The following is a 14,468-nucleotide window of genomic DNA, read 5'->3' as shown; positions in this document are numbered from 1 at the left end:
TAAAGATTACTCGGGTTTGCGACCTTGTCGAAGAAGGCCGAAGGTTAAAGCATCTTCAAGTGCCATAGCTGAGGCGGCAATGATATTTTCGTGAACACCAATGGTGTTCCACTCACCCTTGCCGTCACTCGTTTCTACGAGTACGCGGGTGATCGCACCTGTTCCTAAACGACCTTCGAGAATACGCACCTTGTAATCGGTAAGTTCTAGTACTTCTAGTTCAGGATAGAACTGTTTAAGTCCAGTGCGCAGAGCATTATCAATTGCGTTTACAGGTCCGTTTCCTGAACCACTGCATGTAAATTCTTTTCCATTTGCAACAACACTTACTTCTGCTTTTGTTGTAATGCCGGACTTAGTTGTGCGTTCAGTCGTTGTTGCCCAGTGGGTAATGTTAAAAAATGATGGACGCTTTCCGGAAATTTCCTCAAGTAGTAAGAGCTCAAAGGATGCATCCGCTGCCTCGAAGGTAAATCCGTGTGACTCTAAATCTTTCACGCGATCAACGACGCGTCCGATGAGTTCGCGATCTCCTCCAAGGTCAACACCGAGTTCTACAGATTTCAATTCGATTGATGCACGTCCAGCCATTTCAGAGACAAGCATTCGCATGTCGTTACCAACTGATTCAGGGTCCTCATGTTGATAGAGAGATGGGTCAACTTTGATTGCACTGGCATGTAGTCCAGCTTTATGTGCAAAAGCTGAGATACCAACATATGGCTGACGCGCACTAGAAGAAACATTTGTTACTTCTGCGACAGCATGTGAAATTCTAAAGGCTTCACGCAACGCATCTTTAGGAAGCACAAGTTGTTTTTTCTTTAATTCTAGATTTGCAATGATTGTGACAAGATCAGCATTACCTGTTCGTTCGCCATAGCCATTTAAAGTTCCCTGTACGTGAGTTACTCCGGCCGCAATTGCAGCCATCGAGTTTGCAACTGCGCACCCTGTGTCGTTGTGACAGTGGATTCCAAGTCGTGCCTTACTTGCTTGTAAAACATCGTGAACAACTTGTGAGAGTTCATCTGGAAGCATTCCGCCATTTGTGTCACACAATGCGATTACATCTGCTCCAGCTTCTGCTGCTGTTCGAACTACTTCAAGAGCGTATGCGCGATTTGACCGATAGCCATCGAAGAAGTGCTCAGCATCAAGAAATACTCTTTGTCCTTCACTTCTTAAATGTGTAACAGAATCTTTAATCATCGCAAGGTTTTCATCCAGAGTAGTTTTCAGAGCTAAATCCACATGGCGATCAAAAGCCTTTGCAACCAGAGTTACCGCCGGTGCTCCGCTATCGCGCAGTGCTCCCAATAATGCATCATCTACAGCCTTTACATTCGGGCGTCGTGTTGCACCAAATGCGACAAAGATTGAATTCTTAAGTTTTAACTCTTTCTTTGCACGTTCAAAAAACTCTGTATCTTTTGGATTTGCACCAGGCCATCCACCTTCGATAAATCCAACGCCCAGATCATCTAAGTGTCGCGCAATAGCCAACTTATCTTGAACTGATAAATTCAAACCTTCTTGCTGCGCGCCATCGCGCAAAGTGGTGTCATATATATGAAAGGAGTCATTAACCGGCATTAGATGACCTTGCGCATCCACTTATGTGTGTCATTGATTGAACCATGTTGTATGCCCAAAAGGTGATTACGTATTTGCATCGTAATTTTTCCAGGTTGCCCGCCCCCTGTTACCCATGTGCCCATTGCACTCTTAGCAGTTCCAACCGGGGACACAACTGCCGCAGTTCCGCACGCAAAGATTTCAGTTATTTCACCGGATGCAACACCATCTCGCCAATTATCAATACTGAGCATGACCTCTTCTGTTTTGTATCCAAGATCTTTGGCAACAGAGAGAATGGAATCTCGCGTGATTCCAGGCAAAAGAGTTCCTGTTAACTTTGGAGTAATAACAGTTGCATCGGCGCCAGAGCCTTTAACAAAATAAAGATTCATTCCGCCCATCTCTTCAACCCATTTACGTTCTTTCGCATCGATCCACACAACTTGATCGCAACCTTCTTTAGCTGCAGCCTTTTGCGCAACAAGGGAAGCTGCATAATTTCCACCGCACTTGGCTTCACCTGTTCCACCTTGTGCCGCGCGTACATATTCAGTTGAGATCCAAACATTGACAGCTTTTGATGGATCAAAATAAGCACCTGCTGGCGTTGCAATTAACATATACAAAGCTTTATTCGATGGTCGAACGCCTAAGCCAACTTCGGTGGCAAACATGAATGGGCGAATATAAAGGGATTCGCCAACTTTATTTGGTACCCAACCGGCATCTTGTTTAACAAGTGCCTCAACTGTTTGGATAAACAACTCTTCTGGCATTTCAGGTAGTGCTAAACGATTGGCGGACTTAGCAAAGCGCCGTGCGTTTGCCTCCGGGCGAAATAAACCAATGCCACCATCTGGTTGGCGATATGCCTTCATGCCCTCGAAAATTTCTTGTCCGTAATGAAAAACTGCTGTTGCAGGATCAAGTGAAATCGGACCGTATGCTTTTAATTCAGGTTCAGACCATCCATCTTTTTCATTCCATTCACACACAACCATGTGGTCTGTGTAGTACTTACCAAAACCACCTTCGGCAACGAGTGCATCGCGAGTGGCTGCATCCTTTGCTTGTGGGTTTAATGAAATTTTCATGGCTTTATAACGCTGCGACGAGCGCATCTCCAACTTCACTTGTGCTGCGCTTTTTGTCTCCACGTGAAACTAAATCTGCTGCGACTGCGCGTTCGACATCGCGCGCTGCATCAGTTAAACCTAAGTGATCAAGCATCATGGCAACTGACATCACAGTTGCAGTTGGGTCTGCAATGTTTTTTCCTGCAATATCTGGAGCCGATCCGTGAACGGGTTCAAACATTGAGGGAAATTTTCCTGTTGGGTTGATATTTCCTGAAGCTGCAAGGCCGATGCCACCACAAATTGCAGCGGCAATATCAGTCAAAATATCTCCGAATAAATTATCTGTAACCACGACATCGAATCGTTCTGGATTTGTCACAAAGAACATTGAAGCAGCGTCCACATGTAAATAATCCGTTGTCACCTGCGGAAACTCTTTTGCAACTTCGTTAAATGTACGAGTCCACAATCCACCGGCGCGGGTCAATACATTGTTTTTGTGAACCAATGTAAGTTTCTTGCGCTCACGAGCCATCGCACGATTAAATGCATCACGAATTACACGTTCGGCGCCGCGGCGAGTATTTAAACTCTCCTCCGTTGCTATTTCAGCATCTGTTCCTTCAGCAAGTACTCCACCAGCACCAACGTATGGTCCTTCAGTACCTTCGCGAACAACAATAAAATCTATTGGCTGCTTTGTGGCAAGTGGTGAGATTACTCCTGGCATCAAACGAGCTGGACGTAAGTTGATGTAGTGATCGAATGCGAATCGCAATTTAAGGAGTAAACCGCGCTCTAATACACCGCTGGGAACTGTTGGGTCTCCAACAGCACCAAGAAGAATCACATCTGCCTTTGCAATATCTTTAAGGATTGCATCTGGCAAAACTTCACCAGTTTTGTGCCAATACCCAGCACCTAAATCATAAGAAGTCTTAGTAAAGGTTGCGCCGTATTTCTTTGCGACAACATCGAGAACCTTAATTCCTTCTGCAACAACTTCTGGACCGATGCCATCGCCAGCGATGACTGCTAAATTAAAATTCTTAGACATTATTTATCCTCACGCATTCACAGCATTTGGGACTGATTCGCCAGCAAGTGCTTTGCGAACAGAGTGTGCAACATCTATGCCAGCACGCTCTTGAGCTTCCTCCGTTGAAGCACCGAGGTGAGGCGTTGCTACAACTTGATCAAGTGAAAATAAAGGTGAATCAGTGCATGGCTCGGTTGCATAAACATCTATACCTGCACCAGCAACACGACCTTCTGTGATGGCTTTATATAGAGCGGCCTCATCTAGAACTCCCCCACGTGCAGCATTAACAATATGCACAGTTGGTTTGACCTTTGACAAAGCATCTTCGCCGATTAAATTAAGGGTCTCTTTAGTTTTTGGTAGATGGATAGTGATGAAATCTGAATTCTTCAACAGCTCATCTAAATCTACGAGCTTGACTCCAAGTGCTGAAACTTTTTCTGCAGTTAAATACGGATCATAGGCAATCACATTCATGCCAAAGGCCTTCATGCGATGCGCGACTAACTGACCAATCTTTCCAAACCCAACGATTCCCAGTGTTTTCTCAAAGATTTCGGTTCCGCTAAATTTTGAGCGGGCCCATTTGCCTGCACGAAGTGATGCGTGGGCTGCAGAAATATTTCGTGCAGAAGCCATTATTAATGCAATTGCCAATTCAGCTGCGCTCACAATGTTAGAAGTTGGCGCATTGATAACCATAACTTTTGCAGCAGTTGCTGCATCAATATCAACGTTATCTAGTCCAACGCCTGCACGTGCAATTACTCTTAATCCTGTCGCAGCACTTATTGCTTCTGCATCCATCTTGGTTGCAGAGCGAATAAGTACAGCATCAACGCCTGATTTCAGTGCAGCGAGAAGTTCGTCTCGATTTGCTCCGTCACAATGACGAATGTCGAAATCTGAACCAAGTACCTCAAGGGTTGCTGGGCTTAGTTCTTCAGCGATGAGTACGACAGGTTTAGCCACGCGCTGCCGTTCCCTCTTTGTAATCATCTTTATTAGATGCCTTAACCCACGACATCATCTTGCGAAGTTCACGACCAACAGATTCAATCGGATGTGATTCACCCTTTGCGCGTAATGTCGTAAATTCTTTAGCACCGTTTTCTTGATCGTCAATGAAGCGCTTAGCAAAGGCTCCACTTTGGATGTCAGCAAGTACAGCTTTCATGTTCTCTTTAACGTGTGGATCGATAACACGTGGACCAGAAACATAATCACCAAATTCAGCTGTATCTGAAACTGACCAGCGCTGCTTTGCGATTCCACCTTCGTACATCAAGTCAACAATTAACTTAAGTTCGTGAAGACATTCAAAGTAGGCAACTTCTGGTTGGTAGCCTGCTTCGACAAGAGTCTCAAAACCATACATAACTAGTTGTGAAGCTCCACCGCATAGAACTGATTGCTCACCGAATAGATCTGTCTCAGTCTCTTCAGTAAATGTTGTAAGGATTCCGCCCGCGCGTAATCCACCAATTGCTTTGGCATATGAAAGTGTCAATGGCCATGCAGAACCTGTTGAATCTTGTTCAACGGCAACAATCACTGGAACACCACGACCAGCTTCATATTCACGACGGACAAGGTGACCAGGTCCCTTAGGTGCAACCATTGCAACATCAACTGATGTGCTTGGTTTGATGTAACCAAAGCGAATATTAAAACCGTGACCAAAGAACAGTGCATCGCCATCTTTAAGGTTTGGCAGAATCGATTCTGTATAAATGTGGCGCTGCAAATGATCTGGCGCCAAAATCATGATAACCGTTGCTTCTTTAACTGCTTCGGCAACGCTGGTTACCTTAAGACCTTCAGCCTCTGCTTTTGCGCGCGATGGTGAACCATCTTTTAGACCAACGCGAACATCAACACCACTGTCACGCAGGTTAAGTGCGTGAGCATGACCCTGAGATCCGTAGCCAATGATCGCAACTTTGCGTCCTTGGATAATTGAAAGATCGGCATCCTCTTCGTGATACATCGTTGCCACGGTATTTCTCCTTATTTTTGTTGGTGTTAGTTTTGATAATCAGGTTGAGTATCGGTTGGAGCTGTCTTTACATTAGTAGGCAAGATTTCCTTGATCGAAATTACATTGATCAACTTGTCTAATTGCGAAATAACTTGTTCAAGGGCATGGCCTTCAACATCGACATCAATTTGCATCTTTGATATTGCAGGATCTTTGGTAGGACCAACTGTTAGCGCATCAATGTTGTATGCACGGCGCGAGAACAGCCCAGCTACACGTGCAAGTACGCCAGGTGAGTTTTCAACGAGAACTTCGAGTGTGTGTTTACTCATTAGAGCTCCTGTGAATCCCAGTCAGGCGCCATTTCGCGCGCGATCATGATGTCATCATTTGAAGTTCCGGCTGCGACCATTGGCCACACCATTGCATCACGATGAACTCTAAAATCAACTACTACTGGTTGATCATTAATTGACAGTGCTTTTTCAATTGTCTTATCAACATCTTCTGGGCGATCACAACTTAAACCTATGCAACCCATTGCATCGGCTAATTTAGGAAAATCTGGCACGCGCTTTGATTCAAGGTTTGTATTTGAATAACGGCCTTCATAGAACAAGGTTTGCCACTGCCGAACCATGCCAAGGCTTTCGTTATTGATAATTGCAACCTTGATTGGAATGTTATTAAGTGCGCACGTAACTAATTCTTGGTTTGTCATCTGGAAGCAACCATCACCGTCGATTGACCACACAGTTGTATCTGGCGCTGCAACTTTTGCACCCATCGCAGCGGGAACGGAATAACCCATCGTGCCAAGTCCACCAGAATTTAACCACGTGCGTGGAAGTTCGTAAGGAACAAATTGCGCAGCCCACATTTGATGTTGGCCAACACCTGCAACATAAATACTGTCGGGTGCGGATAGTTTTCCAAGACGTTCAATGACGTATTGAGGGGAAACCGAACCATCTGATGGTTTGTCATAACCCAATGGGTATGTGCTCTTTAAGTTATTTACTTGGCGCAACCATGTAGATAAATCAGGGCGGTCTTTAGCTAGCGCTGCTTTAAGAGCAGGAATAAGTGCAATGAGTGTGTGCTTTAAATCCCCGATTACTGGAACATCTGCAAAACGATTCTTTCCAATTTCTGCGGGATCTATATCACAGTGAATAACCTTTGCATTAACTGCAAAAGTAGAAAGCTTTCCGGTTACACGATCATCGAAACGTGCACCTAAAGTAATAAGAAGATCTGACTTTTGAAGCGTCGTAACAGCGGCAACTGAACCATGCATTCCAGGCATACCCATATGCAATGGATGACTGTGAGGAAAAGATCCAAGTGCCATCAATGTTGTTACAACAGGTGCACCAAGTAATTCTGCGATTTCGCGTAATTCTTTAGAGGCGTTCGCTTTCATGATTCCGCCGCCCACGTAAAACACTGGGCGATGTGATTGCGTAATCAGCGCTGCTGCATCAGATATGGATTGTGCATTTGCTTGCACGGTTGGTTGATAACCCTTAAGTGAAACAGATGCCGGCCAATTAAAGACTGTCTGTTTTTGCAGGGCATCTTTAGCAATATCGACTAACACAGGCCCTGGACGTCCAGTTGTTGCAATGTGAAAAGCTTCGGCAATTGCGCGTGGGATTTCGGCAGGATCAGTTATTAAATAATTGTGCTTTGTAAAAGGCATCGTGATGCCACGGATGTCAGCTTCTTGAAATGCATCTGTGCCGATTGCAGCGCTAGGAACTTGACCAGTGATTGCAACAAGTGGAACTGAATCCATTGCTGCATCTGCAAGTGGTGTAACTAAATTTGTAGCCCCTGGACCAGAGGTTGCAATACACACTCCAGCGCGACCAGATACTTGCGCATATCCAGTTGCAGCGTGGCCCGCTCCTTGTTCGTGGCGAACAAGGATGTGTCTGATCTTTGAATCAAAAATTGGATCATAGGCAGGAAGAATCGCGCCACCAGGAATACCGAACATTACGTCGACTCCTGCGGCTTCAAGTGATTTGACCAAACTTGTTGCACCATTCATTGCTGTGCCATTAGGTGTACTCACTTTTGCTTTTCTCCTTTCTAATGCTTGGTTAAAGTAAAAAACCCTCAGATCAACTGAGGGTAGCGCGCGATCGTTTTGCTAGATCACGCGCTTTTAAATCACCACCACGAGGCGGCTTGGCTTTGTTGACATGGCTTTATTGTCCAATAGATAGGCTCAAAGCGTCAACCCCAGATTGAAACATCTCAGAATTTGAGCGAAGTTAGCCGCAGACGGCGCCTTTTGAGGCAGATCCGACAACTTTGCAGTACTTAGCTAACACGCCACGGGTGAATTTGTGTGGCAATGGCTTCCAACCAACTTTTCGTTTTTCAAGTTCGGCGCCATCAACTAATAAATCCAACGTGCGCTTTACCGTGTCAATTTTAATACGATCGCCATCTTTGATAAATGCAATCGGTCCACCATCGACAGCCTCTGGTGCAACGTGACCAACACACAAACCAGTTGAACCACCAGAGAATCGTCCATCAGTTAATAGCAAAACTGATTTACCTAAACCGGCACCTTTTATTGCACCAGTAACCATTAACATTTCGCGCATTCCAGGTCCACCTTTAGGACCTTCGTAACGAATAACAATGACATCGCCAGATTTAATTGTTCCATCTTCTACTGCATCCATTGCGGCTTGCTCACGATTAAAAACACGTGCAGGACCTTCAAAGGAATCAATTCCAATTCCAGCGGTTTTACAGACCGCTCCTTCTGGCGCTAGCGAACCACCAAGAATTGTGATTCCAACATCTTTAGACAGTGGGCTGTTGGCAGGGTGCACAACTACGCCGTCAGGAAATGGTGGATTAATGTCGGCTAGATTTTCAGCCATTGTTTTTCCAGTAACCGTCAACGTATCACCATGTAGATATCCGGCATCTAACAAGATCTTTAGAACAACTGGAATTCCACCTACGCGATCAAGATCTGTCATAACAAATTTACCAAAAGGCTTTAAGTCACCTAATAATGGAACTTTCGCACCAATACGATTGAAATCTTCGAGTGTTAAATCGACTTCAGCCTCGTTTGCAATTGCCAACAAATGAAGTACCGCATTAGTTGATCCACCAAGTGCCATTAAAATAGTGATCGCATTTTCAAAGGCTTTTTTGGTCAGAATTTGTCGAGTAGTAATACCTAGACGAATTAAATTTACAACTGCTTCACCTGATTTGATGGCGTATGCATCTCTACGGCGATCAACTGCAGGAGGAGCTGCAGAGCCAGGCAATGACAGACCTAGCGCTTCGCCGATTGCTGCCATTGTGTTCGCGGTGTACATGCCTCCGCAGGCACCTTCACCTGGACAAATTGCACGTTCAATTTGATCTACTCGCTCTTGTGTAATCAATCCTCGCGCACATGCACCAACAGCTTCAAACGCATCAATGATCGTGACATCTTGACCATCCACCTGACCAGGCAATGTAGAACCTGCATAAACAAAAACACTGGCAACATCTAAACGCGCTGCTGCCATCATCATTCCAGGCAGTGATTTGTCGCAACCGGCGAAGGTAACCATTCCATCAAATCGTTCTGCTTGCATAACCGTTTCAACGGAATCTGCAATTATTTCTCGAGATACTAATGAGAAGTGCATTCCTTCATGGCCCATTGATATTCCATCAGAAACTGAAATAGTTCCAAACTGCATAGGAAAACCACCTGCTGCAAATACTCCCTCTTTCGAAGCTTTTGCTAAACGATCAAGTGACATATTGCAAGGAGTAATTTCATTCCACGATGATGCAATACCTATTTGAGGTTTGACCCAATCTTCATCTCCCATACCAACAGCACGTAACATTCCACGTGCAGGTGCTCGCTCAAGTCCGTCGGTAACTACTCCGGAACGCGGCTTCATGTCAGACATGAGATGATTCTATCCTCTAAATAACAATAATTTGAATCTGAATTGGAGCTTTTGCATGACCAACCCAAACTATCCAGCAGGCCAGGCACCAGATCGCTGGCGCACACTTCTCGTCATAGCAGTTGCTCAACTCATGGTTGTTCTTGATAGTTCAATCGTAAATATTGCAATACCAAGTGCTAAGGCTGAACTTGGTATTTCCGATGCAAATCAACAATGGGTTATTACGGCATACACCCTCGCATTTGGTTCACTCTTACTTTTGGGCGGACGCATCGCTGACTTTGTCGGTCGCAAGAAAATATTCATGATCGGCCTCCTCGGTTTTGCCGCTGCATCAGCATTGGGCGGTATTGCATCTACTCAAGAACTGCTATTCGCATCGCGTGCATTGCAAGGTGTCTTCGGTGCGCTTCTGGCACCTGCTGCACTTTCAATTGTCAGCGTTACATTTACAGATCCAAAAGAGCGTGCGCGCGCATTTGGCGTCTATGGCGCAATTTCAGGTGGCGGTGCTGCAATCGGATTAATTCTGGGTGGAGCGTTAACTGAATACTTCTCATGGCGTTGGTGTCTTGGAGTCAACACTCCAATCGCAATTGCGGCAGCTCTACTTGCAATTAAGTATGTGCATGAATCTAAAGCAGGGGGTGATCACAGCTATGACTTGCCAGGTGTCTTTACCGCATCTGCTGGATTATTCGCACTCGTCTATGGATTTAATGAAGCAGCCACAAAGGGTTGGTCAGATAATACGACTCTTACATTCCTAGGTGTCTCTGTAGTTCTCCTAGCTGCATTTGTCTTGATCGAGACAAAGGTTGCAAATCCATTGATGCCAATGCGCGTGGTGACTGAACGCAACCGTGGTGGTTCATACCTCGGTTCACTCGTTGTTGGTGCAGGACTTTTCTCAATGTTCTTGTTTCTAGGTCTGTATTTACAAACAGTTCTTGGATATACGCCACTTCGTTCAGGCTTTGCATTCTTGCCATTTACAGCAGGCATCATTGTCTTTGCAGGAATTGCCTCACAATTACTTCCAAAAGTTGGACCTAAGCCACTGATGGTTCCTGGATTAGTTGCTGCATCAGTTGGATTACTAATGCTCACTCGCATTACACCTGAAACTTCATATGTAACTCACGTATTGCCTTCACTTCTGATTATGTCCAGCGGTATGGCACTTGTGTTTATTCCACTTTCTACAACTTCTCTTCACGGAGTCGGCAATCGTGATGCTGGTGTTGCAAGTGCGTTGTTAAATACAAGCCAGCAAGTCGGCGGATCACTCGGAACCGCACTTCTTAACACTGTTGCTGCAACGGCAGCTACTTCTTATATGGCAAGTAATCCAGATAGAACTCCAGCATTTGGAATTACACATGGCTTTACTGTGGCATTTACAGTTAGCTCCGTGTTGCTGCTAGTTGGCGCAGTTGTTCTTTTCTTCTTTATTAATATTGGAAAAGAAGCAGTTGTTGAAACTGAAGGCGCTATCGCTCACTAATTTCTAGGCTTGACCAAGGTGGCCAAGTAGAAGCTCTCGAACCCGAGCGGCATCTGCTTGGCCCTTTGTCTCTTTCATGACTGCACCGATGAGTGCACCGGCTGCAGGCAAGTGGCCATTGCGAACCTTCTCGGCAGTTTCGGATTGTTCTGAGCAAACTTTTTCAATCGCAGCCATGAGCGCGCCATCGTCATTAACAACTTTGATTCCACGAGTACTTATTACTTGTGCCGGACTTCCTTCTCCAGCAATTACTCCTTCAACAACTTGTCTGGCTAACTTATCTGTCAGCTCACCCTGTGCAACTAGAGAGACAATTTCTGCAACATCTTTGGCAGTTATCGCTAATTCAGTAATTGCCACTTCTTTTTCATTTGCTAAGCGAGAAATTTCACCGAGCCACCATGAACGCGCTTTTGTTGGATCAGCACCTAAAAGCACAGTTTCTTCCACAATATTGAGAACGTCAGCATTAATCATTGCTGCCATCTCTTTATCTGGCACAGACCATTGTTCTTGCAGACGTTTACGTCGTAGTGATGGTCGCTCAGGCAATCCTGCACGCAGTTTTTCAATCCACTGCGCATCGGGTGCAACTGGTACTAAATCTGGTTCTGGGAAGTAGCGATAATCCTCAGCCTGTTCTTTTGAACGACCTGAACGCGTAAGTCCAGTGTCTTCTTGGAAGTGACGCGTTTCCTGGACAACCTTTTCACCATTGTTAAGTCGTTCTGCATGGCGAATCATTTCGCCGCGAATGGCGCGTTCAACAGAGCGCAATGAGTTAACGTTTTTAGTTTCACTTCGTGTTCCTAGAACTTCGGAACCGATTAATCGAAGTGAGACGTTAGCGTCACATCTAAGTGAGCCCTGCTCCATTTTTACATCGCTGACACCGAGTGAGCGCAAAATATCGCGTAGTTCTGCAACGTAAGCCTTTGCAACTTCTGGTGCATATTTTCCTGTTCCAGGAACAATTTTGGTAACAATTTCAACCAGTGGAATACCGGCGCGGTTGTAATCAAGTAGTGAGTAATCAGCCCCATGAATTCGACCAGTTGCGCCACCGACGTGCAGTGATTTTCCTGTGTCTTCTTCCATGTGCACACGTTCGATTTCAATTCTAAAACTCTGTGGGCCTTCATCAGTATCGATTTCAACATCGACATATCCGTTGACACAAATCGGTTCGTCGTACTGTGAAATCTGAAAATTCTTAGGCATATCTGGATAGAAATAATTCTTTCGAGCAAATCGACTAAATGGAGCAATCGAGCAATTCAGGGCCAAGCCGATCAATATTGTGGATTCGATTGCTTTCTCATTAACAACCGGAAGCGCCCCTGGCATTGCTAAACAGACGGGACAGGTTTGCGTGTTTGGTTCGGCACCGAAAATTGTGCTGCAACCACAAAACATTTTGGAGTTGGTATTTAACTCAACGTGAACTTCTAGTCCTAATACTGGTTCGTACTTTGAGATGACATCTTCATAAGTCAACGCGCTCATGCAACACCACCTAATGCAGGAGCTTGTGAAAGCAATGGTGCTCCCCATTTGCTCAGAAGTGCGGCTTCAAGGGCGGCGCCAACTGAATACATTCTTTGGTCTTGCATCACAGGTGACATGATTTGAAATCCAACTGGCAAGCCATCTTCTGGTGCAACACCACTTGGCACACTCATGCCACCGATACCAGCCATGTTTACGGGAATAGTTGCAATGTCATTGAGATACATCGCAAGTGGATCATTTGCTTTCTCGCCAATTTTAAATGCAGTTGTTGGACATGTTGGCGAGACCATCACATCACACTTTTCAAAAGCCTTGTTGAAATCTTGAGTAATCAGTGTTCGCACTTTCTGAGCGCTTCCGTAATAGGCATCGTAATAACCTGAAGAAAGCGCATACGTTCCGAGCAAAATACGGCGCTTGACTTCGCGACCAAAACCCACTTCGCGAGTCATATTCATAACTGATTCAGCAGATGCACCATCAGTATCGCCCACACGCAATCCATAACGCATCGCATCAAAGCGTGCCAAGTTAGATGAACACTCTGAAGGAGCAATTAAGTAATAAGCAGCTAATGCGTATTCAAAATTTGGTGCTGATACTTCAACAATTTCTGCGCCAGCTTGTGCTAGTAATTCAAGTGACTCTTCAAAGCGTTGGCGAACTCCAGCTTGATAGCCATCACCATTGAGTTCTTTAACAACACCTATCTTCATTCCCTTCACATCACCGCTTTTCGCTGCGGCTACGACTTGTGGAACTGGTGCATTAATACTCGTTGAATCTCTTGGATCATGGCCTGCAATTACTTCGTGCAATAACGCAGTATCTAAAACTGTTCGCGCACATGGACCTGCTTGGTCAAGGGAAGAAGAAAAAGCAACGAGTCCGTAGCGAGAAACTCCACCGTATGTTGGTTTAACTCCAACTGTTCCGGTTACTGCAGCAGGTTGGCGAATTGAACCACCAGTGTCAGTTCCGATTGCAAGAGGTGCTTCAAATGCTGCAAGAGCTGCGGAAGATCCACCGCCTGAACCACCAGGGATACGAGTGAGATCCCAAGGATTATGAGTTGGGCCATATGCAGAATTTTCAGTTGAAGAACCCATTGCGAATTCATCCATATTAGTTTTGCCGAGAATTACAACACCAGCGTTTTTTAAATTCGTGACAACCGTGGAGTCATAGGGCGGGCGCCATCCTTCGAGAATTTTCGATCCACACGTAGTTGGTACACCTTTTTGTACAAGAACATCTTTAAGTGCAAGTGGAACCCCTGCGAGTGGGCCTAACTTTTCACCACGAGCTCGCGCATCATCAACTTTTTTTGCTTGTTCAAGTGCGCCTTGAGTATCAACATATAAAAAAGCATGGACTTTGCCATCAACTTCTGAAATACGATCGAGGTGTGCTTGCGTGAGAGCCACAGAAGTTGTGGCCCCACTTGAAAGCGCTGCAGACATTTCTGCCGCTGAATTCTTAATCATGCTTCTTCACCAAGAATTTGCGGAACACGGAAACGTTGTTCTTCACTTGCAGGCGCTCCAGAGAGTGCTTCCTCTGGAGTCAAGCTTGGAATTACTACATCGCTTCTAAATATGTTTTTAAGCGGCAGTGGATGAGATGTCGCAGCCACATCTGTTGTAGCAACTTCTTGTACACGCGCTACGGCGTTAAGAATTACACCAAACTCTGTTGTGAGATTTTCGAGTTCTTGATCCGTCATCTCGATTCGAGCCAAACGAGCTAAGTTGGCTACGTCATCACGGGAAAGTGAACTCATGTGTGCAGTCTAATTAGA

Annotated in this window: 10 protein-coding genes and 2 pseudogenes; 1 reads left to right on the top strand and 11 read right to left on the bottom strand. The window is 45.3% G+C overall.

Annotated features, from left to right (window positions below):
* Positions 1 to 6: 6 nt before the first annotated feature.
* The 8 genes and pseudogenes from cimA to ilvD all read right to left on the bottom strand — a co-directional run bounded on the left by cimA (position 7) and on the right by ilvD (position 9,642).
* Positions 7 to 1,596 carry a citramalate synthase gene (cimA, locus tag PHILAsVB114_RS02320; RefSeq protein WP_095697789.1) on the bottom strand — a complete coding sequence of 530 codons (1,590 nt, stop codon included), beginning with the start codon at positions 1,594 to 1,596 and terminating at the stop codon, positions 7 to 9.
* Positions 1,596 to 2,675 carry a branched-chain amino acid aminotransferase gene (locus tag PHILAsVB114_RS02315; RefSeq protein WP_095697788.1) on the bottom strand — a complete coding sequence of 360 codons (1,080 nt, stop codon included), beginning with the start codon at positions 2,673 to 2,675 and terminating at the stop codon, positions 1,596 to 1,598. The genes cimA and PHILAsVB114_RS02315 overlap by 1 nt, the downstream gene beginning before the upstream one ends.
* Positions 2,676 to 2,679: 4 nt before the next feature.
* Positions 2,680 to 3,717, bottom strand: coding sequence for a 3-isopropylmalate dehydrogenase (locus PHILAsVB114_RS02310; RefSeq protein ID WP_095697787.1), 1,038 nt, complete (start codon positions 3,715 to 3,717; stop codon positions 2,680 to 2,682).
* 15 nt (positions 3,718 to 3,732) lie between these two features.
* Positions 3,733 to 4,701, bottom strand: a pseudogene (locus PHILAsVB114_RS02305) (hydroxyacid dehydrogenase); the annotation flags it as partial.
* On the bottom strand, positions 4,667 to 5,692 hold the full coding sequence (ilvC, locus tag PHILAsVB114_RS02300; protein WP_204246856.1) for a ketol-acid reductoisomerase: 1,026 nt from the start codon (positions 5,690 to 5,692) through the stop codon (positions 4,667 to 4,669). The pseudogene PHILAsVB114_RS02305 and the gene ilvC, both read right to left, overlap by 35 nt.
* Before the next feature lie 86 nt (positions 5,693 to 5,778).
* Positions 5,779 to 6,015: pseudogene (gene ilvN / locus PHILAsVB114_RS02295) on the bottom strand (acetolactate synthase small subunit); the annotation flags it as partial.
* Positions 6,015 to 7,742 (bottom strand): acetolactate synthase large subunit, encoded by a 1,728-nt coding sequence (locus tag PHILAsVB114_RS02290; RefSeq protein ID WP_095698654.1) that lies wholly within the window; start codon positions 7,740 to 7,742, stop codon positions 6,015 to 6,017. The gene PHILAsVB114_RS02290 and the pseudogene ilvN, both read right to left, overlap by 1 nt.
* 226 nt (positions 7,743 to 7,968) lie before the next feature.
* Positions 7,969 to 9,642: a dihydroxy-acid dehydratase gene (gene ilvD, locus PHILAsVB114_RS02285; protein WP_095697784.1), complete on the bottom strand. Its 1,674-nt coding sequence runs from the start codon at positions 9,640 to 9,642 to the stop codon at positions 7,969 to 7,971.
* A gap of 55 nt (positions 9,643 to 9,697) precedes the next feature.
* Between ilvD and PHILAsVB114_RS02280 the strand changes: the two genes are divergently transcribed.
* Positions 9,698 to 11,152 (top strand): MFS transporter, encoded by a 1,455-nt coding sequence (locus tag PHILAsVB114_RS02280; RefSeq protein ID WP_095697783.1) that lies wholly within the window; start codon positions 9,698 to 9,700, stop codon positions 11,150 to 11,152.
* A gap of 3 nt (positions 11,153 to 11,155) precedes the next feature.
* Here the strand turns inward: PHILAsVB114_RS02280 and gatB are convergent, their stop codons facing one another.
* Genes gatB through gatC form a run of 3 tightly spaced genes read right to left on the bottom strand, consistent with a single transcriptional unit; the run spans position 11,156 to position 14,450 of the window.
* Positions 11,156 to 12,709: an Asp-tRNA(Asn)/Glu-tRNA(Gln) amidotransferase subunit GatB gene (gatB, locus tag PHILAsVB114_RS02275; RefSeq protein ID WP_420021981.1), complete on the bottom strand. Its 1,554-nt coding sequence runs from the start codon at positions 12,707 to 12,709 to the stop codon at positions 11,156 to 11,158.
* Positions 12,658 to 14,154 carry an Asp-tRNA(Asn)/Glu-tRNA(Gln) amidotransferase subunit GatA gene (gene gatA, locus PHILAsVB114_RS02270; RefSeq protein ID WP_095697781.1) on the bottom strand — a complete coding sequence of 499 codons (1,497 nt, stop codon included), beginning with the start codon at positions 14,152 to 14,154 and terminating at the stop codon, positions 12,658 to 12,660. The genes gatB and gatA overlap by 52 nt, the downstream gene beginning before the upstream one ends.
* The gene (gene gatC / locus PHILAsVB114_RS02265) at positions 14,151 to 14,450 is read right to left on the bottom strand and encodes an Asp-tRNA(Asn)/Glu-tRNA(Gln) amidotransferase subunit GatC (protein WP_095697780.1); all 300 of its coding nucleotides are present in this window, start codon (positions 14,448 to 14,450) and stop codon (positions 14,151 to 14,153) included. The genes gatA and gatC overlap by 4 nt, the downstream gene beginning before the upstream one ends.
* Positions 14,451 to 14,468 lie beyond the last annotated feature (18 nt).

The sequence above is a fragment of the Candidatus Planktophila limnetica genome (assembly GCF_002288365.1).
In the GTDB taxonomy this organism is placed as follows: domain Bacteria; phylum Actinomycetota; class Actinomycetes; order Nanopelagicales; family Nanopelagicaceae; genus Planktophila; species Planktophila limnetica.
The sequence above is the reverse complement of the archived record's forward strand: the minus strand, read 5'-3'. Positions and strand labels throughout refer to the sequence as shown.